General features: G+C 70.9%; 16 protein-coding genes, 1 tRNA gene and 1 pseudogene. 7 read left to right on the top strand and 11 right to left on the bottom strand.

Annotated features, from left to right (window positions below):
- Positions 1-70: 70 nt before the first annotated feature.
- A complete protein-coding gene (locus ACWGH4_RS10275; protein WP_453458183.1) occupies positions 71-1,624 on the bottom strand; it encodes an MFS transporter in 1,554 nt (517 codons plus the stop codon).
- Between the two features lie 112 nt (positions 1,625-1,736).
- Positions 1,737-2,378 (bottom strand): TetR/AcrR family transcriptional regulator, encoded by a 642-nt coding sequence (locus ACWGH4_RS10280; protein ID WP_453458185.1) that lies wholly within the window; start codon positions 2,376-2,378, stop codon positions 1,737-1,739.
- 367 nt (positions 2,379-2,745) lie between these two features.
- Here ACWGH4_RS10280 and ACWGH4_RS10285 point away from each other — a divergent pair, with 367 nt between their 5' ends.
- Positions 2,746-4,035 carry a M6 family metalloprotease domain-containing protein gene (locus tag ACWGH4_RS10285; protein WP_453458188.1) on the top strand — a complete coding sequence of 430 codons (1,290 nt, stop codon included), beginning with the start codon at positions 2,746-2,748 and terminating at the stop codon, positions 4,033-4,035.
- On the opposite strand, the gene ACWGH4_RS10290 is transcribed toward ACWGH4_RS10285, so the two are convergent.
- Entirely contained in the window at positions 4,010-5,746 is a 1,737-nt protein-coding gene (locus ACWGH4_RS10290; protein ID WP_441265029.1) for an AMP-binding protein, read from the bottom strand. The genes ACWGH4_RS10285 and ACWGH4_RS10290 overlap by 26 nt on opposite strands.
- 247 nt (positions 5,747-5,993) lie before the next feature.
- Here ACWGH4_RS10290 and ACWGH4_RS10295 point away from each other — a divergent pair, with 247 nt between their 5' ends.
- The gene (locus ACWGH4_RS10295; protein ID WP_453458191.1) at positions 5,994-7,826 is read left to right on the top strand and encodes an AMP-dependent synthetase/ligase; all 1,833 of its coding nucleotides are present in this window, start codon (positions 5,994-5,996) and stop codon (positions 7,824-7,826) included.
- 194 nt (positions 7,827-8,020) lie between these two features.
- Positions 8,021-8,096, top strand: a tRNA-Arg gene (locus tag ACWGH4_RS10300).
- Between the two features lie 55 nt (positions 8,097-8,151).
- Here the strand turns inward: ACWGH4_RS10300 and ACWGH4_RS10305 are convergent.
- The 3 genes and pseudogenes from ACWGH4_RS10305 to ACWGH4_RS10315 all read right to left on the bottom strand — a co-directional run.
- Positions 8,152-8,508: pseudogene (locus tag ACWGH4_RS10305) on the bottom strand (tyrosine-type recombinase/integrase); the annotation flags it as partial.
- Positions 8,509-8,647: 139 nt separating this feature from the next.
- Positions 8,648-9,946: a Na+/H+ antiporter NhaA gene (gene nhaA, locus ACWGH4_RS10310; RefSeq protein WP_453458194.1), complete on the bottom strand. Its 1,299-nt coding sequence runs from the start codon at positions 9,944-9,946 to the stop codon at positions 8,648-8,650.
- Positions 9,947-10,191: 245 nt separating this feature from the next.
- On the bottom strand, positions 10,192-11,727 hold the full coding sequence (locus ACWGH4_RS10315; protein ID WP_453458197.1) for an alanine/glycine:cation symporter family protein: 1,536 nt from the start codon (positions 11,725-11,727) through the stop codon (positions 10,192-10,194).
- A gap of 487 nt (positions 11,728-12,214) precedes the next feature.
- Here ACWGH4_RS10315 and ACWGH4_RS10320 point away from each other — a divergent pair, with 487 nt between their 5' ends.
- Positions 12,215-12,820 carry a hypothetical protein gene (locus ACWGH4_RS10320; RefSeq protein WP_453458200.1) on the top strand — a complete coding sequence of 202 codons (606 nt, stop codon included), beginning with the start codon at positions 12,215-12,217 and terminating at the stop codon, positions 12,818-12,820.
- Between the two features lie 146 nt (positions 12,821-12,966).
- Here ACWGH4_RS10320 and ACWGH4_RS10325 read toward each other — a convergent pair whose 3' ends face one another.
- Positions 12,967-13,656 (bottom strand): NAD(P)-dependent oxidoreductase, encoded by a 690-nt coding sequence (locus ACWGH4_RS10325; RefSeq protein ID WP_453458203.1) that lies wholly within the window; start codon positions 13,654-13,656, stop codon positions 12,967-12,969.
- 229 nt (positions 13,657-13,885) lie between these two features.
- Between ACWGH4_RS10325 and ACWGH4_RS10330 the strand changes: the two genes are divergently transcribed.
- Both ACWGH4_RS10330 and ACWGH4_RS10335 read left to right on the top strand, forming a co-directional pair.
- Entirely contained in the window at positions 13,886-14,785 is a 900-nt protein-coding gene (locus ACWGH4_RS10330) for a LysR family transcriptional regulator (RefSeq protein ID WP_453458219.1), read from the top strand.
- A gap of 266 nt (positions 14,786-15,051) precedes the next feature.
- On the top strand, positions 15,052-15,237 hold the full coding sequence (locus ACWGH4_RS10335) for a DUF1737 domain-containing protein (RefSeq protein WP_441265055.1): 186 nt from the start codon (positions 15,052-15,054) through the stop codon (positions 15,235-15,237).
- An 80-nt stretch (positions 15,238-15,317) separates the two neighbouring features.
- On the opposite strand, the gene ACWGH4_RS10340 is transcribed toward ACWGH4_RS10335, so the two are convergent.
- The 4 genes from ACWGH4_RS10340 to ACWGH4_RS10355 form a co-directional block, all read right to left on the bottom strand.
- Positions 15,318-15,758 (bottom strand): hypothetical protein, encoded by a 441-nt coding sequence (locus ACWGH4_RS10340; protein WP_453458207.1) that lies wholly within the window; start codon positions 15,756-15,758, stop codon positions 15,318-15,320.
- Positions 15,759-15,927: 169 nt separating this feature from the next.
- Entirely contained in the window at positions 15,928-16,878 is a 951-nt protein-coding gene (locus tag ACWGH4_RS10345) for an adhesin (protein WP_453458210.1), read from the bottom strand.
- A gap of 109 nt (positions 16,879-16,987) precedes the next feature.
- A complete protein-coding gene (locus tag ACWGH4_RS10350; RefSeq protein ID WP_453458213.1) occupies positions 16,988-18,964 on the bottom strand; it encodes an MFS transporter in 1,977 nt (658 codons plus the stop codon).
- Between the two features lie 168 nt (positions 18,965-19,132).
- A complete protein-coding gene (locus ACWGH4_RS10355; RefSeq protein ID WP_453458216.1) occupies positions 19,133-21,670 on the bottom strand; it encodes a serine hydrolase in 2,538 nt (845 codons plus the stop codon).
- A 221-nt stretch (positions 21,671-21,891) separates the two neighbouring features.
- Here ACWGH4_RS10355 and ACWGH4_RS10360 point away from each other — a divergent pair, with 221 nt between their 5' ends.
- Positions 21,892-22,623: a GOLPH3/VPS74 family protein gene (locus tag ACWGH4_RS10360; protein ID WP_159690978.1), complete on the top strand. Its 732-nt coding sequence runs from the start codon at positions 21,892-21,894 to the stop codon at positions 22,621-22,623.
- The last annotated feature ends 181 nt before the right edge of the window (positions 22,624-22,804 follow it).

Raw genomic sequence — 22,804 nt, forward strand, 5'->3', positions numbered from 1 at the left:
GCGACGCACCCGGACGGGGCCCTTCTTCACGCGCGTACCGCCTGGTCCTCCCGCGGCCCGGGTCCGTGACTCAGTGCGCGATGACGGGAACCTTGATCTCGTCGTCCGCGCCGGCGCCCTCACCGGAGCCCGCCGCGACCGGACCGGCCCCGGGGCGCCCGCTGTTGATGAGCGTGAACGCGATCGCCGCGGCAGCCGCCAGGATGCCGACCGCCCACCAGATCGCCGACGAGAAGCCGTGCACCATGCCCTGGAGCTCCAGCAGCTTCGGGTTGCTCGCGCCGGCGGCGTGCGAGGCGATGTACGAGGTCGTGGCGGAGGCCGCGATGGTGTTCAGCAGAGCCGTACCGATCGCGCCGCCCACCTGCTGGGAGGTGTTGACCATCGCGGAGGCGACGCCGGCGTCCGCCGGGTTCACACCGTGCGTGGACAGGGACATCGCCGGCATGAACGCCGTACCCATGCCGAGGCCGAGCAGCAGCTGGGCCGGCAGGATCAGGCCCGCGTAGGAGCTGTCGATCTCCAGCTGGGTCAGCAGCAGCATCCCGGTCGCCGCCACGACGAAGCCGGGGCCCATCAGCAGGCGCGGCGCCACCCGGGTCATCAGCCGGGCGCCGATCTGGGTCGAGCCGGTGATCATGCCCGCGATCATCGGCAGGAAGGCGAAGCCCGTCATGACGGGCGAGTAGCCCTTCACGACCTGGAGGTAGAACGTCAGGAAGAGGAAGAGCCCGAACATCGCGATGATGGCGAGGCCCAGCGACAGGTAGACACCGCCGCGGTTGCGCTCGGTCAGGACCCGCAGGGGCAGCAGCGGCGACTTGACCTTCGCCTCGGTGGCGACGAACGCGGCGAGCAGCACGACGGAGGCGACGAACATGCCCACCGTCAGGCCGTCGGACCAGCCGGCGGACTCGGCGCGGGTGAAGCCGTACACGAGCGCGACCAGGCCGAGCGTGGAGAGCACGACACCGGGGATGTCCAGCGGGGACCGGTTGCGCGCACCCGCCGGCTCACGGATCACCAGGTACGCGCCGACGGCGGCGACGATCGCGAAGGGGATGTTGACGTAGAACGTCCAGCGCCAGTTGAGGTACTCGGTGAGGAAGCCGCCGAGGATCAGGCCGACGGCGCCACCGCCACCGGCGATCGCACCGTAGATGCCGAAGGCCTTGGCGCGCTCCTTAGCGTCGGTGAACATCACGGCGAGCAGCGAGAGCGCGGCGGGTGCGAGCAGCGCGCCGAACACGCCCTGCAGGGCGCGGGCGCCGAGCATCATCGCCTCGCCGGTCGCCGCGCCGCCGAGCGCGGAGGCGGCGGCGAAGCCGAGCAGTCCGACGATGAAGGTGCGCCTGCGTCCCCACAGGTCGGCGATGCGGCCGCCGAAGAGCAGCAGCCCGCCGAAGGCGAGGGCGTAGGCGGTGATGACCCACTGCCGGTTGGCGTCGGAGATCCCGAGGTCCTGCTGGGCGGTGGGGAGCGCGATGTTCACGATCGTCGCGTCGAGCACCACCATCAGCTGTGCGAGGGCAATGAAGACGAGTGCTTTCCAGCGGCTCGGGTCGGAGAGTCCCGGGCCGGACAGCCCCGGCTCGGAAGATGATATGTCGGCTGTTTTCGGCATGGGTCTGGCCACCTAATGGGTAACGGGAGGTGACGCGCCGCCGGGTGACGGAAGGTCACCCGGTGCGCGAAAAAGGGCTCAGGAGTGCGGGAGGGCAGAAGGAGTCACGGCGTCACGTGGTGCGCAGGTCCTCCAGGGTCGCGGCCGTCCCGGGCAGTTCGGAGCGCGCGGGCGCCTCGAGTCCGTCCAGGAACAGCTGAAGATGACGGTGGACGAAACGGTCCATGTTCGGGCACGCGGTGCCCGGAAGTGGCCGGGTGAGCTGGGAGAGCGCCACCATCAGGTCGCCCACGGCGACGTCGGTGCGCATCCGGCCGGCCGCCTGAGCCGCCTCGACGAGACCGCGCACGGCCGCGTCGAGTCGTTCACGGCCGGCGTGCAGGTCGGGGTGGTGGGTGTCGAAGGCGCCGGAGAGCATGGGGCACAGGGCCCCGATCCGCTCGTCGGCCGCCAGGTGGACGAAGCGGCGCAGTGCGGCGAAGGGATCGGCCTCTTCGGCCGCCGCGGCGTCCGCCTGCTCCGTGGTGCGGGACAGTACATAGAGGACGACCTCGCGGATCAGGACCGCGCGGTCGGGGAAGTGACGGTAGAGCGTGGCGTTGCCGATGCCCGCACGGCGGGCGATCTCGTCGAGCGGGACTTCCGGCCCGAATTCGACGAACATCTCGCGCGCGGCCGACACGATCCGCTCACGATTGCGCAGGGCGTCCGCCCGGGGGCGCGGCGGGCGGCGCGTTTCGGCGGCGGTGCTCACGACTCCACTTCCTTCCGTGTTCTCCGTCTGCGGGTAACGGGGCCGGCGGGGTTGCCGGGTGCCGTTGCCGGGTCGGGGCCTCTCGGCCTCTTCCGGCGGTCCGGGACGTCGGCACTGAGGCCCCGTGGCGTTCCGTGCCCCCAACCGGGGACCGTGTCCCCGTTTCAACGGAGACACGGGTTCAAACGGGGAAACGATCCCCGGTTATTTCCCCTGACTGCTGTGACCTGAGCCACATATGCCTTCCGCCGGGAAAACCCCCCGATCGGACCACCCGACGCGCGCCCCGCCACCGCCCGACACAGGCTGTTCGAAGTGAGCGCAGCCAGGGCCCGGCCTGCTGCCGCGGCCCCCCGGAGGCGATCACGTGGAGCAGACCCGCCACCGGATACGCAGACGTGGCAGGCTCGCCGGACTCGCCGCCTTCGCGGCCCTGACGCTGGCGGCTCTGACCACGGCGAGTTCGACCGTCCCGGCCCCCGACCGGCTCTATGCCGGACCGAGCGCGGCGCCCGACGCCGTGGGCCTCGGACCCTGCCGCATCCCGTCGGGCATCGGCGTCCAGATGTCGGAGGGCCTGCCCACGCCCGCCGGTTACACCCGCTCCACCGGCGTGGTCCGCGCTCTCAACCTGATGATCGACTTCCCGGACGCGGAGGGCAGCGGTTCCGCCCTCGACCGGCTCGCGGAGTTCTTCCCGCAGACCTCGCAGTGGTTCGCCACCAGCTCGTACGGCCGGCTCAGCTACCGGCCGCACGCCCCCGTGACCGACTGGCTGCGGATGCCGATGCCGTTCGCCGCCTACGGGATAGAGCGCGGCTCACCGTACGAACCGGGGTACCGGCAGCTCGTCGAGGACCTGGTCACCGTCGCCGACCCGAAAGTGGACTTCGCCCAGTACGACCTCGTCAACGTCCTGGTGACCCCCAACGCCGGCCCGTCCGCGCTGGACACCGTGCTCTCCGTGACCTTCTCCGGCAACGACGCGGCACCGGTCGCCGACGGCGTGCCGCTCGCCAACACGTCCTTCGTCTACAGCCGTCAGGACGACGGTTCCGGGTCGTACTCGGAGACCGGCTACCGCGTCCTGCCGCACGAGAACGGCCATGTCTTCGGGCTGCCCGACCTCTACACGGCGCGCGGCGGCGGTGCGGTCGGCCACTGGGACATCATGTCCGAGGACTGGGGCGCCAACAACGACCTGCTCGGCTGGCACAAGTGGAAGCTCGGCTGGCTGGACAACAGCCAGATCGGCTGCGCCGCCTCCCCCGGTACGACCGAGCACACCCTCACCCCGCTCGCCACGCGCGGCGGCTCCAAGGTGGTGGTCGTGCCGCTGGACGAGAGCACCGGTTACGCGGCCGAGGTGCGCACCAGGGCCGGGAACGACGACCACGTGTGCGAGCCGGGCGTGCTCATCTACCGCGTCAAGTCCGACGTCGACACCGGGCAGGGTCCCGTGACCGTCTCCGACAGCGACCGCGACAGCGGCGGCTGCACCCGGGGCGCCAACATCCACGCGGAACTCTCCGACGCCCCCTACCGGCCGGGCCAGACCTTCACCGACCGCGAGAACGGCATACGCATATCGGTGGTCGACGAGGACGAGAACGGTGTCTACCGGGTCCGGATCACCCGCTCCGAAGCGACTCCCTGAGGACCCTCTTGAGGATCTTGCCCGTCGGGTTGCGCGGGATCGGCCCGTCCCGCAGCAGGACGCGGGCGGGCACCTTGAAGGCGGCCAGCCTCCCGCCGACGTGCTCCCTCAGGTCCTCGGCGGTGACCGTGGCGCCGGCACGCAACCGGACCACGGCCGCGACCTCCTCCCCCAGCACCGGGTGCGGCACGCCCAGCACAGCGGCGTCGGCGACCTCGGGGTGGTCGTGCAGCACCGCCTCGACCTCGACGCAGTACACGTTCTCGCCGCCCCGGACCACCATGTCCTTGATCCGGTCGACGATGCTGACGCGGCCCTCACGGACCGTCGCGAGGTCCCCGGTCCGGAACCAGCCGTCCTGGAAGGCGGCCGCGCCGGCCGGCTCGTCGCGCCAGTAGCCGCGTACGAGCGACTGCCCGCGCAGCCACAGCTCGCCGACCTCCCCCTCCGGCAGCGGCGCGCCGTCGGCTCCGGCGATCCGCACCTCGGTCGCGGGCGAGGGCCTGCCCACACTGCCCGGGTCGTTGCGGTAACCGTCCCCCGAGTTGGCGAGCACACCGCCGCACGTCTCGGTCAGTCCGTAACCGCTGCGGGGCTCGATCCGGTGCCCGTAGCGGGCGGTCAGCCGGGTGACCAGATCCGGCGGGGCGGCCGCGCCACCCGTACTGAGGTGGCTGAGCGTCGCCAGGTCCGAGCCGGTGCTCTCGGCGGCGTCGAGAAGCTGGAGCGCCGTCGTCGGCACACCCGAGTAGTGGGTGACGCCGTGCTCCCCGATCAACGCGAGGGCCTTCTCCGCGTCCCATTTCCGCATCAGGACGAGGGTGCCGCCGACGCCCATCATCGAGTACAGCGTCGTGAACGCGGCCACATGGAAGAACGGGAACGTCATCAGGACCACCGGTGCGGGCCCCTGACCGGGCAGCACGCCGCGCGCCAGCGACGCGGCCGCCGCGTGGTAGCGGGGGTGCAGGGCCGCGCCTGCCTGCGCGAGGTGCGTGGCGACGGCGCCCTTGGGGCGGCCGGTGGTTCCGGAGGTGTAGATGATCGTCGCGTCGTCCTCGGCGGCGACGTCGACGGCGGGCGGCGCGGCGAACGGGTCCGGCGCGGGCAGGTCCTCGTACCGCTCGACGCGGTCGGCCCTTGCGCCGGCCGGCCCGTCGTCGTGACCGCCCTGAGCTCCGTCGAGGTGTCCCTCGTCGTGTCCGTCCTCGTGGAAGACGACGCAGCGCGCGCCGTTCCGCTTCCGCCACTCCTCGACGCGCGGCAGCCGCTCGCCGTCCACGAGCAGCACGCGCGGCGTGCAGTCGTCCAGCGCGTAGGTCAGCTCTTCCTCGGTCCACCAGGCGTTGAGCGGGACGGCGACGAGGCCGGCGAGCTGCGCCGCCCAGAAGGCGATCTGCCACTCGGGGTGGTTGCGCATCGCCACGGCCGCCCGGTCCCCGGGCCGGAGCCCGTAGACGTCCACGAACCGCCGGGCCAGGGCGGAGGCGGCGGCGAAGAACTCGCCGTAGGTGTACGTGCCGCTCTCCGCCACGAGGAACGGCCGGTCCCCGAACGCCCACGTCGCCTCGACGAACTCCAGCAAGGTGCGCGGCCCGTTCGCGTAGATCAGCCCGCCGTCCTCCCCCCGTACGACTTCGAAGGGCGCACCGGGAGCGGTGAGGGCGGCTTCGGGGTACGAGTGCGACACGGGCGGCCTTCCTAAGCGCATGCTCAGTACGCCCGCGACGCTATGCCGCTCCTCTGACCCCGTCAAGCGCCGGCCGCCTGCCCGGCCCGCCCCTTGCCGGCTCCGCCGCCGACCGGTTTCCCACTCCCGACGTACTGTCGTAACCCGGTCTTAATCGCGCATGCGACCGAGCGGGGTCAAGACCCTAGGCAGCCACGTGAATGGCCGGTACTTTGCGCCCCTGCCCGCTGCGAAACGCGGCGCGGCGGTGGCTCATCAAGGGGGTACTTTGCGCGACTTCAGCCTTCCGCCGCTGGTGGAGACCCTGGCGACGGGAAGCCTTGCCGACTCGGTGTACGACGTGGCCGAGCGCACCCCGGAGCTGTTACAGCTGTCCCGGCGCGTCAACGGCCCGGGCGGCGACGAGTGGGTCCCGGTGACCGCGTCCGAATTCCGTGACGAGGTGGTGGGGTTGGCGAAGGGCCTGCTGGCCGAGGGCATACGGCTCGGCGAGCGGGTCGCCGTGATGTCCCGGACCCGATACGAGTGGACCCTCTTCAGCTATGCGCTCTGGTCGATCGGCGCCCAGGTCGTACCCGTCTACCCCACCTCCTCGGCGGACCAGGTCCGTTGGATCCTGTCGAACACACAGGTCGTGGCCATCGTGGTCGAGCACGAGGACCACGCCATGACGGTGGGAGCGGCCTGCGACGGACTGTCGCTGCTCCGCTCGATGTGGCAGCTGGACTCCGGCTGCGTCGAGCGGCTGACGGAGCGGGGCCGGCAGGTGCCGGAGAGCCTGGTGCACCGTCACCGCCGGGCGGTGGGGCCGCAGTCGGTCGCCGCCATCACGTACACGTCGGGCACCACCGGCCGGCCCAGAGGCTGTGTGATCACCCACGCCAACCTCGCGGCCGAGTGCGACACCCTGTACACGGGCTGGAAAAGCATCCTCGCCGAGCCGGGCGAGCAGCCGTGCATCCTCGCGTTCCTGCCGCTGTCGCACATCTACGGGCTGATGGTGCAGGTGGCCTGCATGCGGGGCGGCGTCCGGCTGGGACACCAGCCCGACATCTCGCCCGACGCGCTGCTGCCGGCCCTCGCGTCCTTCCGGCCGACCTACATCTTCGCCGTGCCGTACATCTTCGAGAAGATCTTCAGCAAGGCCCGCCGGGCGGCGGAGCAGGCCGGGCGGGGGGAACTGTTCGACAAGGCCGTCGACACGGCGGTGCGCTACGCCGAGGAGGTGCAGCGGCGGGACACCGGGGAGGGGCCCGGGCCGGGACGCATGCTCAAGGCCAGGCACGCGCTCTACGACCGGCTGGTGTACCGGCGGCTGCGGGCCGTACTCGGCGGCCGCGTCCGGCACGCCACATCCGGCGGCTCGACCCTCGACCGGGAGCTCGGCCTGTTCTTCGACGGCGCCGGGATCACCGTCCACGACGGGTACGGGCTCACGGAGACCACCGCCGCGGTGACCAGCCAGCCACCGGGCCGCCCCCGGTTCGGCACCGTGGGCCGGCCGCTGCCGGGCTGCTCCGTGCACATCGCCCAGGACGGGGAGATCTGGGTCCGCGGCGACGTCGTCTTCGCCGGCTACCACGACGATCCGGAGGCCACCGGGGCCGTCCTGCGCGACGGCTGGCTCGCGACGGGCGACGTGGGCTGGCTCGACGACGGCTACCTCGTGATCACGGGACGCAAGAAGGACATCATCGTCACGAGCGGCGGGAAGAGCGTCAGCCCCCGGATCCTGGAGGACCGGCTGCGCCGGCACCCCCTGATCTCGCAGTGCCTCGTGGTCGGCGACAACCGGCCCTTCATCGCGGCCCTGATCACGCTGGATCCGGAGGCGTCGAAGCACTGGTACCAACTGCGCGGGAAACAACTGTCGTTCCCTCAGGGGGCGACGATCGACAGGGAGCTGCACGCGGAGATCCAGCGGGCCGTGACCATGGCGAACAGCGCGGTGTCCCGGGCCGAGTCGATCCGCGCGTTCCGGATCCTCCCGAACGAGTTCAGCATGGACGACGGCCTGATGACGCCGTCACTCAAGCTGCGACGGGGCGCGATCGTGAAGGCGTACGCGGCGGACATCGAGGAGCTGTACGCGTCGGGCTGAGCCGTCGGGGTCCTGGGTGGGGTGGGGGCGCGAGCTGCCGCCCCGCCCGGCTCCGGCTCCGGCTCCGGCTCCGGGGCGGACCCGCCGTGCTCAGGTGCCACGCCGGGAACGCCGCTGACCTGCGGAAACGAGAATGTTGCCAGTGCGTATCCCTTATCCGCTAGGCTAGTCGCCGGATCTCGGCCGAGGTCCATGCCTTCGTAGCTCAGGGGATAGAGCACCGCTCTCCTAAAGCGGGTGTCGCAGGTTCGAATCCTGCCGGGGGCACCAGCGCAAAGGCCCCGGACCGATCATGGTCCGGGGCCTTTGACATCCACTTTTGACATCAACGAGGGCGGTCACTCGCAACCGGCCGCCGCTTGAGCAGCCGATCCATGTGGCTGATCGCCTCGCGCTGCGTGTCCTGCACGACGTGCGTGTACACGTCCATGGTGATGCTGATCTGACTGTGCCCGAGGATCTCCATCACAACGCGGGGAGCCACCCCAGCCGCGGTGAGCAGGGTGGCGCAGCCGTGGCGGGCATCGTGCAGCCGGATGACGCGGAGGCCGGCAGAGTCGGCGACCCGGGTGAAGGACCGGTAGAAGTTGCGCGGTCGACCGGGCGGCCGTTCCGGGTGGCGAATACGTAGCCGCCCCGTCCCACGACTCCCCGCGCGCAGCTTGGCTGCGGCCTCTTTTACTCACTCCGCCTGAACGGCATCAGGGATGAGCCGCTGGTGTACCCGTCGTTGGCAGACAGCAGAAGTCCCGAGCAGCCACGGGCGGCTACGACGTCCAGTGCCGAGGCGGCGCCGCGTGGTGCCCGGACGAACTTGCGTGTCAGTGCTCGCCGGTGCCGGCTCGCTGGTAGATGTCCGGGATGCCGTCGGCGTCGTCGTCGCGGGTCTCTTCCTCGTACAGGCGTCTGTAGGTCCCGTTGCGGCGCTTGATGAGGAAGGCCGCCAAGGCGGCGGCGATGAGTGAACCGATCAGGACTGCGGCCTTGACGTGCTCCGCGGCGGCCGGGTCGGGGAAGGCGAGTTCGCCGATCAGCAGGGCGACGGTGAAGCCGATGCCGGCCAGGACGGCGAGGGCGAGGACGTCTGCCCAGGCAAGGTCCGGATTGAGCCGGGCACGGGTGAACCGGGCGGCGAGATACGTGCCGGCGAAGATGCCCAAGGTCTTGCCGATGACCAGCCCCAACACGACTCCGAGCGGTTCCGGTCGGGTGAAGACCTCGCCGAGCGACGCGACCGAGAGGCCGACACCGGCGGCGAAGAGGGCGAACAAGGGGACCGCGACACCGGCCGAAACGGGGTGGAGCAGGTGCGAGGTGCGCTCGGCGGGTGAAGCGGTCTCGCCCTTGTCGCGGGTGGTGCGCAGGATCAGGCCCATGGCCACACCGGCGACGGTGGCGTGGACGCCGCCGTTGTACATCAGTGCCCAGGTCACGATGCCGAGCGGGACGTACCACCACCAGCCGCGCACGCGGAAGCGCTGCAGCAGGTAGAAGATGACGAGGCCAGCGATAGCTCCGCCGAGTGCCGGGAAGTTCAGGTCGCTGGTGAAGAAGATGGCGATGATGAGGATCGCGCCCAGGTCGTCGACGACGGCGAGGGTGAGCAGAAAGGCGCGTAGCGCGGCAGGCAGGTGGGTGCTCAGGACGGCCAGGACGGCGAGTGCGAAGGCAATGTCGGTGGCCATGGGGACTGCCCAGCCGGCCAGGCTGCCGCCGCCGGCCATGACGGTGCCGGCGTACAGGGCGGCGGGCACGATCATGCCGCAGACCGCGGCGATGACCGGAAGCGCTGCTGTGGCCGGGGTGCGCAGCTCGCCGACCACCAGTTCACGCTTGAGTTCGATCCCGGCGACCAGGAAGAAGATGCCGAGGAGTCCGTCGGCGGTCCAGTGCTCCACGGAGAGGTCCAGCCCGAGTGCCGGTATCCCGAAGTGGAAGTCGCGGATCTGCTCGTAGACGCCGCTCCACGGTGTGTTCGCCCAGACCAACGCCACTACGGCGGCGGCCAGGAGCACCAGCCCGCCGACTGTTTCCGTCCGGAGGGCCTGGACAACGGCGTTGCGCTCCGGAAGCGGCAGCAGGCCGAGGAAGGGGGAACGTTCGCGAGGGGCGGCAGCCATCAGGGAGACCTCCGGGCGTCGGATGAGGGCATACGAGCCCTGGGACGCCGACCAGACTTCCCGGCACACCGCGCGTCCGAAGCCACCGCCCGAAGGGCGGGCACTGACGCGTTGTTCACACCCTAGACGCTGGTTCCAAGCCCAGCCAGACCGTGTTTCACCTGCGGGAATGCCGTAGACGGCACGGCAAGCGGGCCCGTCCGCACCAAGGCGCGAGGTGTGGACGGGCCCGTTCAGGAGCCGGGTCAGACGGTACTCTTCACCGTCTCCTGGTCCTCGTCGGCCTCCGGGCTCTCGCCGGCCTTGCGGGCGCGGACGAACTCCAGGAAGGAGTTGAGCTCCCGCTTGACGACCGGCGCCAGCAGGTAGAGGCCGATGATGTTGATGACGGCGAGCATGAACAGCACCGCGTCGGCCATGTCGATCAGCGTCTGCAGCGTGAGCAGCGAACCGGCCACGGCGAACAGGGTGTAGACGACCTTGTAGATGGTCTCGCTGGCCTTGCTGCGGCCGAAGAGGTACGTCCACGCCTTGAGGCCGTAGTAGCCCCAGGTGAGCACGGTCGAGATGGCGAAAAGCATGACCGCGATCGTGAGGATGTACGGGAACCAGGGGAGCACCGTGGCGAACGCGTCCGACGTGATGGTCACGCCGCCGATGGACTGGTCGTCGCGGGCCTCGGCCCAGCTGGCGGGGTTGGCCACGACGATGGTCAGCGCGGTCATGGTGCAGATGACCACAGTGTCGATGAAGGGCTCGAGGAGCGCGACCAGGCCCTCGCTGGCGGGGTGCTTGGTCTTCACCGCGGAGTGGGCGATCGGCGCGGAGCCGAGACCGGCCTCGTTGGAGAACGCGGCCCGCTTGAAGCCGATGATCAGCGCACCGAGCACACCGCCCGCGACGCCCTCGGGGTTGAAGGCGCCCTCGATGATCGTGCCGACCGCGGAGGGCACGGCGGAGACGTTGACCAGGATGACGATCAGGCAGGCCACGATGTAGATGCCGGCCATGGCGGGCACGAGGCGGCTGGTGACCGAGGCGATGGAGCGGATGCCGCCCAGCAGGACGATGCCGACGAGCGCGGCGATCAGGATGCCGAAGAACAGGGCGCCGGCCGAGGAGCCCATCATGCCGCTCTCGCCGCCGGTGACGGAGACGAGCTGGGCGTAGGACTGATTGACCTGGAAGAGGTTTCCGCCGAAAAGGCCGAAGAAGAGGATCATGATCGACGCGAGCACGGCGAGGATCTTGCCGAGGGTCTTGCCGTTCTTGCCGAACCGGTCGGTCAGGCCCTTGGGCAGGTAGTGCATCGGCCCGCCCGAGACGGTGCCGTCGGCGTGCACCTCTCGGTACTTCACGCCGAGGGTGACCTCGACGAACTTGGTGGCCATGCCGAGCAGACCGCAGAGGATCATCCAGAACGTGGCACCGGGGCCGCCGATGGAGACGGCGACGGCGACACCGGCGATGTTGCCGAGTCCGACGGTGCCGGAGACGGCCGCGGTCAGTGCCTGGAAGTGGTTGACCTCGCCGGCCGACCCCTTCTCGTCGTACTTCCCTCTGACCACGTCGATGGCAAGCCGGAACTTGCGGAGCTGGACGAAGCCGAACCATGCGGTGAAGACCAGACCGGCCACCACCAGCCAGGCGACGATGAGCGGCACCTCGGTCCCGCCCACGGGGACGGCGTAGAAGACGACCTCACCCAGCCATTTGGCGATGGGCTCGAAGAATCCGCTGACGGCTTCGTCGACGGATTTGGTCATGGAGTCGAGTGACACGTTGGCTACCTCGATGGCGCAGGACCGGCGCGGAGGGGTGTGCGCCGGTCGATGTGCGGGCTTTGAGCGAACGCCGTTGTCCGATCGGCGACCCGGGGCGAGCGGTCCGCGGACTCGGACCGTGGTCACCCTGGTCTTGCTGCCGGCCCGGAGCCGGCACTCCGTGCCGCGGCCGAGCGGGGCCGCCGACGGAGTTGCGCATGTCTACCACGACCTTTACGAGATCTTTAGTGAGGCAAGTCACATAACGGTCAGTAATATTCGAAAGGCCCAGCGAGCGACGCCAGACCGTTATACGGAACTCGAGGTCCGTTCATCGGACACGTATATCCTCACAGGTGGGGTTGCGCGGAACGGCCTCCCTCCACTCCGGCGCGGTTGCCGCGTGGACCCGGCTCCGCCTCCGCGACCACCCTGCCGGCATCTTGGCAAGGGCTGCTGACAGCAGGTGCGCAAGCGCCCGCGCCTCGCTGGCAGACTGCGGCCCATGAAGCAGCCTGCCCGTCTGCCTTTGACCCCGTTACCCGTGCCGCCGCTCCGCGGTGACGAGCCAATCGTCGGCCTCCCGGACGCAACCGTGGTCCATTTCTGGCGGTTCGCCATGCCGGACCTCCGTATGAACAACACACGCGGTCTGTTCGCCGAATTCCTGGTCCACCAGGCGGTCGGCTCCCACGAGCCCCGGGTGGAATGGGCCAGCCACGACGTCGAAACCGACGACGGCCTGCGCATCGAAGTCAAGGCCGGCGCCTACTTGCAAGCCTGGGAGCAGCGCACACCGTCTCAGATCCGCTTCAGTGGGATCCGCGCTCGCACGTGGTCGCCCGATGGCGGCTACTCCGAGGCCAAGTCGTACAACGCCGACGTCTATGTTTTCGCCGTCCAGGCTGCCCGTGAACACGCTGTCTACCAACCACTCGACACGGCTCAGTGGGAGTTCTACGTACTCCCCCGCCCAGTAGTCGCCTCCCTGGACTCGGACAGCGTCAGCCTGGGCGCGGTCCGCGCGGCGGCCGGTCCGCCGGTGTCCTTTGCCGCCCTCAATGACCGCATCCGGTCGGCCGATCCCCGCCCCGGCACGACCAGCGGCTGAGAGCGGAGTCCGTGCCACAACCGTGCCGGATACGGGGTCAGCCACGGTCAGCACCGGTGCCCCGCGGTCAAGTACTCGCCCGCTGCCTCGGCCGGTGAAGCCGCAGCCAGGTCCGGTTGCGAGCGGCAGCATGCCTGGCGACCGGCTCACGCCGGTGGGTGTTCGCCGTGGTGGACGACCGTGATGAGGTGGTCGGGGCCGGGGGACTCGAGTTCGTCGAGCACGGCGACGGCCAGGTCCTCGGCGCTGATCCAGGAGCGGCCGTCGGCGCCTATGAGCAAGGTGTCGGTGCCGCGCCGATAGCGGCCGGTCCGTTCGCCGGGTTCGAGCATGGCCGGGGGACTCAGGTAGACGTAATCGGCAGCGGCATGGGCCTGGCAGGTTCGCAGCTGAGCGATTCCGGCGGCGGCGACGGCCTTGATTTCGGCAGGCACGTACGCCGGGTTGTCGGCGACCAGCAGTTCGCGGTCCCCGGGGCTGCGCAACGCGCCGGCGCCGCCGACCACGAAGACGCGGATCCCGAGCTGTGCGGCGATGTCCAGCATCGTACGGGTGGCGCCGACCAGGAACTCCTCATCGACCGGCATGGTCCGCACGGTCAGCACGACGGCGTCCGCGGCACCGTGGGAGGCGGAGCCTGCGAGCGCTTCGCGCAGAGCGTCCGAGTCGTTCGCGTCGGCCGCGATCGGCGTCACGCTCGGGCTCCTCTGGTCCTCACTCGCGGGTTTCCGGGACAGGGCGAGCACCTGGTGTCCGCGTGCGCTCGCCTCGTCGACCACCCGCCTGCCGACCATCCCGGTGGCGCCCAGTACGGCGATCGTCATGCCTGTCTTCATCGGGTCCGTCCTTCTCGTATGTGGTCGGCGCGCATCCGGTCTTCTCGGATCCGGGCTTCGGCCGGCAGACCGCGTCCCACTCGTCCCGACGGATTCGGGCATGGCGCCGCGCCGCGAGCAACGCGGCCCGGGCGGGAAGAAGTGGGCATGTGATGAAGTCTCAGACCCGCCTCATCAATGAGTCCAACACATGCTTGTCATCGCAGCCATGAACCAGAACGATGACGAGGTGGACCTTCAACAGATGCGCTACGTCGTCGCCGTCGCCGAAACCGGTAACTTCACCCGGGCCGCCGAGCGTTGCTTCGTGGTGCAGTCGTCGCTCAGTCACCGGATCGCCGGCCTGGAACGGGAGCTCGGAGTCAGGCTGTTCGCCCGGTCCAGCCGCCGCGTCGAGCTGACCGCTGCGGGAGCGGCGTTCGTCGCCGGCGCACGCGACTGCCTGGCCGCCGCCGACCGTGCCGCTGCCGACGCCGCCGCCGCGACCGGCTCGGTACGCGGCCGGCTCGCCGTGGGCGTGATCGTGACGACGGCCGCCGTGGATGTGCCGGAGGTGCTGCAGCGGTACCGCGCCCTGCACCCGGACGTCCACGTCGCCCTCCGTTCCGGACGCAGCGATGAACTGGCGGCGGCGGTCAAGAACGGCGACCTGGACATCGCCTTCCTCGGCATGCCGGAGAGCGAACGGCCATCCGGCGTGGAGTGCGTTGTTCTCGCTCATGACGAGCACGTACTGGTGGTGCCGGCCGGACACCGACTGGCGGGCGTCTCCCGGGTCACGTTGCGGGAGATCGCGGAAGAGACGTTCGTGGACTTCGTGAGCGGGACGCCCGCGCGGGCCCAGTCCGATCAGGCGTTCGCCGCCGCGAGCCTGGTTCGCCAGGTCGCGTACGAGGTCGGCGTCGTGGAGCTGATCACCAGGCTGGTCGGGCGCGGGCTCGGCATAGCGCTGCTGCCGTCGGCGTTCATCCGGCCGCGGGCCGCCGACGACCCGGAACTGGCGCTGGTTCCGGTGGTCGACGGGCCGCACCGCATCGAGTACCTGGCGTGGAGCCGCTTCAACCCGAGCCCGGCCACCCGAGCGATGCTCGACGTCCTCGGGGTCGGGCCGCGGGCGACAGCATCCTGACCCGCGACGGCTTCTTCACGCGTGGCCTCCGCCTTCACATCCGCCGCACAAGGCGGGCCGGTTGCGGGGTCCGCGGCGGGCGGACCCGGAGCCGGCTCCGGGCCCCCGCCAGGCCACCGAGGACGCCGAGCGCCGAAAAAAGTGGTCGGGCTTCCCCGGGGCTGTACGGGGTCGCAACTGCCAGCAAGCCGTGCGGCCTTCAGCCCGTGAAGCGGCCGAAGCCCTCGTGCGGCCGGGTGGGCGCGGGCTTTGGGATGCTTGGGTCCATGAGCACACCTCCCGACGGTCTGCCCGTCTATCGCGTTCTGACAGGCCCCGACGACGCGGCCTTCTGCCGTCGCGTCAGTGAGGCACTCGAGCTGGGGTACCGGCTGCATGAAGGGCCGGCCGTCACGTTCAACGGTGACCGGGTCGTCGTGGCCCAGGCCGTGGTCTGGCCGGCGGAACGGTAGGAGGGGCGCAGCCCCGGGGCGACGACCGGGGCGCAGGGATGTTCGGGGCGTTCGGGGCGTTCGGGCCGGGAAAGGCCCCGTCACCAGTCGCAATCGTCGTCGCGGTCCCAGCGGCCCCCGCCCGGATGGTCGCGATCGTCGCGGCAGTCGTCGCGGTCGCGCCAGGTCTGGGACGGGGTGGGGGCGGGCGTCGGCGTGGCGGCCGTGGTCGTGGGGGACGACGGCGACGAGGCGACCAGGGCCGACGCCGTCGCCGGGGCCGGGGAGGAGACCGGCGAAGAAGCCGGGGAGGAGACGGGGGACGAGGACGGCCGCGTCCCCGCGGCGGTCGAAGGATTCGGGGTGCTCGGGGTGGGCGACGGGACGTCCGTCGGTGTGATCAGGTTGGGGCGTCCGCCGACTTCGACGTCGGCCACGGGAGCGGGCTCCCCCACGGTTTCGCCGCTGTCGTCCCCGAGCATCAGCACCGCGCCGCCGAGCAGCGCGCCCGCGCCGAGCACGGCGCAGAGGCCGAGCAGCACCTTGGGGCGTGACGGGGCCCGGTGACGCCCTGGTGTCCGAGCGCCGGGCGCCGCGCACGCCTCGCACGCGCGTCCGTTGGGTCTGCATCCCTCACAAAGCATGACGGACACTATGCAGCACTGCCGTACCCGCCCGCAGGCAAGGGGTCTCTTCGTTCCGCGAGAGGGCTCACGCGCGGCACTCGGCCCGCATCTGTGCCGCCGCGTGGTGCGCTCCGCCGCGGTCGCCTCCGCCCACGTCCTCGCCCCTGTCGACGAGTTGTACGGTCAGCCGCTGGTCGTGGACCGGCACCTTCTCGACGACGAGGCCGCTGCCCCGCAGTTCGGTCTGGTCGATCTCGAAGACCTTCACCACGCTGTCCGGATCGTCCGCGTCCGACAGCACGTGGTAGGTGGTGGGCCGGCCCGCCACGTCGCGGTCGCGTCCGCTGTCGGGTACGACGACGGCGACCGAGCACGTGTCGTAGCCGCTGCCGACGTACCAGGACCAGGTCGCCCGCCCGTCTCCGTCCTTGGTGCTCCTGCCGGACATGGGGACCGCCGTGAAGCTGCCGTCGCAGCCGTCGCCGCGGTGGCCGCCGGAGCTGACGGTGTACCAGCCGCTGTCGCCGTCGCTGAAGCGGTTCTCCTCCCGGTAGAGCCCGCCTCCCGTGCAACCGGGCCCGGCCCAGGCGGAGTAGGCGGGCCCCCGGGCCTGCTCGGGCGGCCGGACCTTCGCGGGGGGTTTCGGGGTGGCGCGCACGGGCGGCGGGGAGCCGGCGTCGCTCGGCGGGTCCGCGGGGGCGATGCGCTGCGGTGCGCCGCCCAGGTCGCCGATGTCGCCCGCGCCGGGGGCCGGGCCGTCGCCGGATGCTTCCGAGGCCTGCGAGGTGTTCCCGAACAGGTCCGCGGCAGAGACGGTCAGGGCGGCCACCGCCACCACGACGGCCCCTGCCAGCAGGAGTCTGTTCCTGCGGGAGAGCAGGGACAGGCGCCCCGGCAGGGCCCGTCCCGTCGACCGTCCGGGGCCGGGGTGCCCGGCCGACTCGCGCCTGGCCGTCTCACCGGCCTTCCCGCACCTCGGGCAGTTCATTCCCGGGAGGGCCTGTGTGCCGTCGCCGCCGCATTGTTCGCACGCCATGTATTCGCACCTGCATCAGTGGACCGACCGATCGGTATGCCGAGCGCGTCCACTATGCACGAGCAGCGGAGGGTGAGGTAGGTGTTAACGCGGGTAAGGGCGAAAGGATCTAGCGGAGTTCGTCAGGGCAAGGAGTACCGCGGGGGAACTGGTACGGGGCGGCGAGCCGGTAGGTGCCGGGCCGCGGGGCGAGGAGTTCGGTCCACTCGTCGCCCTCCGTGTCCTCCTCCGCCTTCAGCAGACAGCCGTTGGTGTTGACGAAAGTCCTGGGTCCGTCCTCGCGGGCCTGTGACTCCGGCGTCTCCTGCGGGCCTTCGACACCCTTGCCCTCGTCGTCCACGAGACTCAGCCACGGAGAGTAGGGGACGCGGATCAGTACCCGGCCGGCGTTCTTCACGTGGATGGTCAGCTCGCCCGCGCCCGCATGGTCCACGGTCGCCGGCGGTTCCGCCATCGGCGTCGGGTTCTCGACCGCGAACAGCTGCCAGTTGGCGTCGCCCCAGATACGGGTCAGATAGGGCTGGCCCGCGCGGACGAGCTCCGCCTCCTGCTCGGCTCCGCTCGAGTCCGGCGCCCCCTTCGGCAGCACCACGTAGTGCACAGCCCACCGGTGGAGCCATTCGCGGTAGTCCGCGGAGGTGAGGACGTTCTCCTTGTCGTAGAAGAGCGGGTTGCGCTTCATGTCGGCCTGACGGTTCCAGCCGCGGGCCAGGTTGACGTACGGGGCGAGGGCCGACGCCTCCCGGTGGCTGCTCGCCGGCACGACCTCGACCCGCCCGCGTTCGGCGTTCACCTCCTGGAGCCGGTTGACCAGCGGCGCGAGCTCGCGGTTCCAGGAAGCCGTCGGGGCCGTACGGACGATGTCGTCCACGCCCTTGTAGCCGATCCAGGTGTTCAGTCCGACGACGGCGATGACGACGGCGTACCACTTACGGGAACGGGGCACGGTGTACGGCAGGGCGGCGAGCAGCACCACGCCCGCGAAGAGCATGGGCAGCCTGGACACGTTGGACCCGATCTGCGAGTCGATCGCCCAGGTCAGCAGCGTGCCGACGGCGTAGACCGCGGCGCCGGTGCGGACGGTGCGCCACTCCTTCGGTACGAGGAGGAGCACGAGGACGCCGTAGAGGAACGGGAGCGACGTCGACCCGATCGACATGGGCTGTGTGCCGGAGAACGGGAACAGCCACGCGGACAGGGCCACGACGAGCACCGGCGTGAGGCCGATCGCGTACGCCCCCGGCCGGCGGCCGTTGAGGAACAGCGCCGCGGCCACCACGCCGAGGAACAGGCCCGCGACGGGGCTTGCCGCGGTGGCGAGACCGGCGAGCGGCGCGGCGACGACGGCCTTCGCCCAGCGGTGGTGCCGCAGTCGGTGCGGCCAGCAGAAGACGGCGCCGACCGCGCCGAGCGCGAACATCATGCCGAGGCCGAAGGTGACCCGGCCGGACAGCGCGTTGCACAGGAACGCGAAGACGCCCACGAGGGAGCACGCCACCGGGTTGCGCACGGCACGCACCCGGACCAGCATCAGCGCGGTCAGGGTGGCCGACACGGTGCCCGCGAGCATCATGGTCGTCCGCACGCCGAGGACCGACATCAGGTACGGGGAGACCACGCTGTACGAGACGGGGTGCATACCGCCGTACCAGGCGAGGTTGTACGCCGAGTCGGGGTGGCGGCCGACGAACTCGGCCCAGGCGTCCTGGGCCGCGATGTCGCCGCCGCTGTTGGCGAAGAAGAAGAACCAGAGCAGGTGAACGAAGGCGGCCGCGGCCGTCGCGAGGGCGACGGGGTGACGTGAGAGGCGGTCGCGTACGCCCACCGACCGGGTGGGAACGGGGGTGGGGGCGGAGGTGGAGGTGGAGGTGGAGGTGGGGTTGGACGGGAGTCGTGGCTCCGGCAACTGCGGCTTCGACGGCGCATTCGACTTCGACTGCTGACGGAGCGGTATTCGCGGACCGGTGCCGATGGTGTTGTCGTCGGCGGCCGCGGAGCCGTCGACCGGCCGATCGCCGCTGGTTCCAGCCGTGTTCGTGCCGTGGGTGCTGCTGCCGTCCGTCCGTGTCGGCTCAGCGGTGGTCACTGCGGCTCTCCCCGTCCTGTCCTGCTGTCCGCCGTCGTCCTCCCGGCCGGCCGCGCCACGATGCTCGCTGTTCGCTTCTCGTTCCACAAGACGCTGCCCGGGCGCCCGAAGTTGCCCCGGGACGCTAGCACGCGGGCGCCCCGGTCTCCCGGGACGCCCGCGCGGCGGTCAGCCGAGGCGGGTGAGCTTGGCGCCGACGCCCGGCTCGGAGAGGTCCCGCTGCAGGGCTACCGGTGCGCTGACCTTGCCGACGCCCTCGCCCACGGACACCTGGCCGACGACCGTTCCGGCCTTCGCCGCGTGCGGGACCGCGCTGCCGTTCTCCGCGATCTCGATCTTCACCTGGAGACCGGCCCAGCCGACGGCCTTCAGGTCCTTGGTGGCGACGACGGGCGTACGGCCGCCGAGTCCGTCGTCGACGTGCCCGACGACGTCACCCTTCTTGACCACCGTGGCCGAGGTGACGGCCTCCTGGGCCGGCGGGATCAGGGCGATGCTGTAGTCGATCGCCTTCTCCAGCTTCTGCCACAGCGCAGGAGCGTCCTGCGCGCCCATCACTATCCCGACGATGCGCCGGACCTCACCGTCGACGACGGCGTTCGCGGACCAGAGCAGGTTGCCGCCGGCCGGCGTGGACGAACCGGTCTTGATACCGCCGACACCGTCCATCAGCAGGGCCCGGTCGTTGTTGTTGCGGATCTTGCCGTCGATGCCCGGGATCTCGACCTGCGTCGTGTTCACGATCTCCCTGAACACGTCGTTCTCCATGACCGCCTTGCCGAGCTTGATCTGGTCCAGCGGGGTGGAGACGGTGGTGGCCTTGAGACCGCTCGGGTCGGTGTAGGTGCTGTTCGTCATGCCGAGTTCCTTGGCGGCGTCGTTCATCTTCTTGACGAACGCCTCCTCGGAGCCGGCGTCCCAGCGCGCCAGCAGACGGGCCGCGTTGTTCCCCGAGGGGATCATCAGCAGCTGGAGCATCTGCTTCTCGGTGAACTGCTGGCCTTCCTTGATGGGAGCCGTCGACTCGCTCTTCGCCTTCGACTCCTCCTCGGCCTTCTTGTCGACGGTGATCTTCGGGCCGACCTGCTTGCCGGTGATCGGATGGTCCCTGAGGATCACGTACGCCGTCATCGTCTTCGCGACGCTGGCGATGGGAGCGGGCTTCTGGGCGCCGTACTGACCGAGACTGCCGACGCCGACGACCTCGGCCGCGCCCTGGCCCTCCGCCGGCCACGGGAGTTCGAGCTTGCCGCCCTCGAAGCTGTAGGTCTCCTCCGCGGACAGCGCGAGCGTGGGGTCCGGAAGCGGACGCACCAGCTGTACGACCGCAAAGACGATCAGGAGGAGCAGGACCAGCGGCGTCCAGATCTTGACCCGTCGCACGACCGTGCGGACCGGCGTCGGCGGCGGCGGAGGCGTGTTCGTCAGCTCGGCGAGCAGGTCGAGCGGCGGCAGCGGCGGCAGCGGCTGCTGCCTGGTCCGCTCGGCCTCGGCGAGTGACGCGGGAGTCCCGGACGCGGCCGGGAGCGGCTGCGCCGGCGCGGGGGCGGACGCGGACGGCGCGGAGGCCGCCGGTGCCGGCGCGGAAGGCGCCGCGGCCTTGGGCGTCTTGGGCGCGGCGGCCGGGGGACGTACGTCGTCGCGGCGCAGCGGCACGAAGGTGCTGGTGCGCTCGGCGTCCGTCTCCGGCTGCGACGCCGGCTCGGGACGGGACTCCGGACGGGACTCGGGCCTCGCGGCGGGCGTGGCCCGCGGGGGCATCTTGAGGGCGGTGGTGGGCTGGTCGACGGCCGGACGCCGCAGCGCCTTGAACATGGTCGTCGGCTGGTCGACGCCGTGCCCGTCGGCCTCGGCGGGGGCGCCGGCTTCGCTCTTTGCTTCCGCACTGACCGGGGCTTCGGCTTCGCCGTCTTCGGTGTCTTCGGCGTCGGGGCTCGTGCGCCCGGCCTCGTCCTCGTCCTGGCCGTCGCCGTCCCCTGCCGACGAGCCGTCGGCGGACCGTTCCGCCGCCGGCGCATCGGTGTCGTCCGTGGCTGTGGCTGTGGCTGCGTCAGAAGCCTTCATGTCGGCAGGCTCGGCGCCGTCCGACGTGTCGGCGGCATCGGCCGTGGCGACCGCAGCCGCGTCCTCCGCCCCGTCGCCGTCGGGAGTGGCGTCGGTGGACGGGTCCTTGGCGGTCTCGTCGGCCGTGGCGGCCTCCGCGAGGGGCTGCGTGGCGGGCTCCGTGGCGGACGACGCCTCCTCGGAGACCTCCGCGCTTCCCTCGGCCTCCTCGTCCTGCCGGACGCCCTCAGAGCCCTCCTCAGAGCCCTCCGAGTCCTCGGCAGCCTCGGGCTTCTTCGAGCCGTCGGAGTCCTCCGAGCCGTCCTCCGGTTCGTCCGCCGTCGCCACCCACGCCGCAACCGCGGCGCGCAGGCGTGCGTCATTGCCCGAAGGGGCCGCGTCCGGCTCCGCGGGCGGCGGCGTGGTCCTGAAGACGGCCGTCGCCTGGTCCACGGGGGCCGGGCGCTCCGTCGCCTCGTCCGTCGTCGTCGTGGAGGTGTCATGGCCGGAGCCCTGTCCCTGCACGGCGTCGCGCCCGGGAGATGGCCGGCGGAACACGGTGAGACGCGGATCGCGCTCCTCCTGAGTCGTCTCCCCCGACGACTTCCGCTGCTCCGACTTGTCGGGGGACTCGCCCGCCACCGTGCCTCCTCCATGAGTCATGTGCCATGCGCCATGCGTATGTCTTCACGAACACCAGGAACCGGCGGCCCGCCGACGGCCCGTGGTGTCCGAACCATCTACCAGTGTCCTGTGTGAGCGCTTGGCTCCCGTGCTAGACGAGAACGACATACCTATCGGTTCCCTAACAAAGCACCCAGGCGCCCTCGACAGACCAATGTGAGAGGGGTCACCCTGTCATTCATCCACGCGGGGAGGCATGGATGGGCAGGAGCCGCAGAACACTTCCGGAGGAGCTTCTGCTGCTCGCTCTGGACCCGGCAACGGGTACCACAGCGCAGCCGCAGTCGCTCGACCTCGGCCTGGCCGGGGCACAGCTAGTAGAGCTGGCTCTGGCAGGACGGATAGCCCCAGACGGGGATCGTATCGCCGTGGTGATGCCACGGCCGACAGGAGATCCGACCCTGGACTCCGCACTGGAGCTGCTGCGCAGACGCGGCAGTCCGGTACGGGCGGTCCACTGGATCGGCGGGCCCCGACTGGGGCTGCGCCAGATTTACCTCTCGCATCTGGAGCGGTGCGGCATGGTGCATGCCGTTGCGGGCCAGATGTGCGGAGTTCTGCCGACGACTCGCTACCAGGCGACGGACACGGCGATCAGCCGGGACATCAGGGCCCGGCTGGACAGTGCGATCCGCACCGGTGTACCACCGGACCCGCGGACCGCGGCGCTTGCCGCACTGGCCCACGCGGTCGGACTCGGCAAGCACCTGTACCCGGGCAACGAAGGGCGTTCCTCGCGGTCCCGTCTGCGGGACCTCATCAGGCACGACCCGATGGGCGGCCTCGTCGCGCACGCGGTGATGGACGTCCAGAACGGTGTGGCCGCCCAGCCGCGCCGTGCCCAGCCGACGGCCCCCGCAGGCCGCCAGCCGGGACCCGTACCGATGCAGCCACGCCGCAGCAGCATGGCGGCACGTGTCGTCGCGCACTGAGCACGGCACCGCAACACCGCACCACCCGACACCCCTTGAACGGCACCGCGGAACCGGAGCGCTGAAGCGCCGTAGCCGGAACCGCGGTGCCGCACAGCAGGACCGCCGCACCGTCGTCCCCAACGTCCGGTTCGGGAGCCGCAAGTGAACGCGCGGGGCAGCCAGGAGGCTGCCCCGCGCG

The sequence above is a fragment of the Streptomyces sp. NPDC054847 genome, assembly GCF_053610925.1.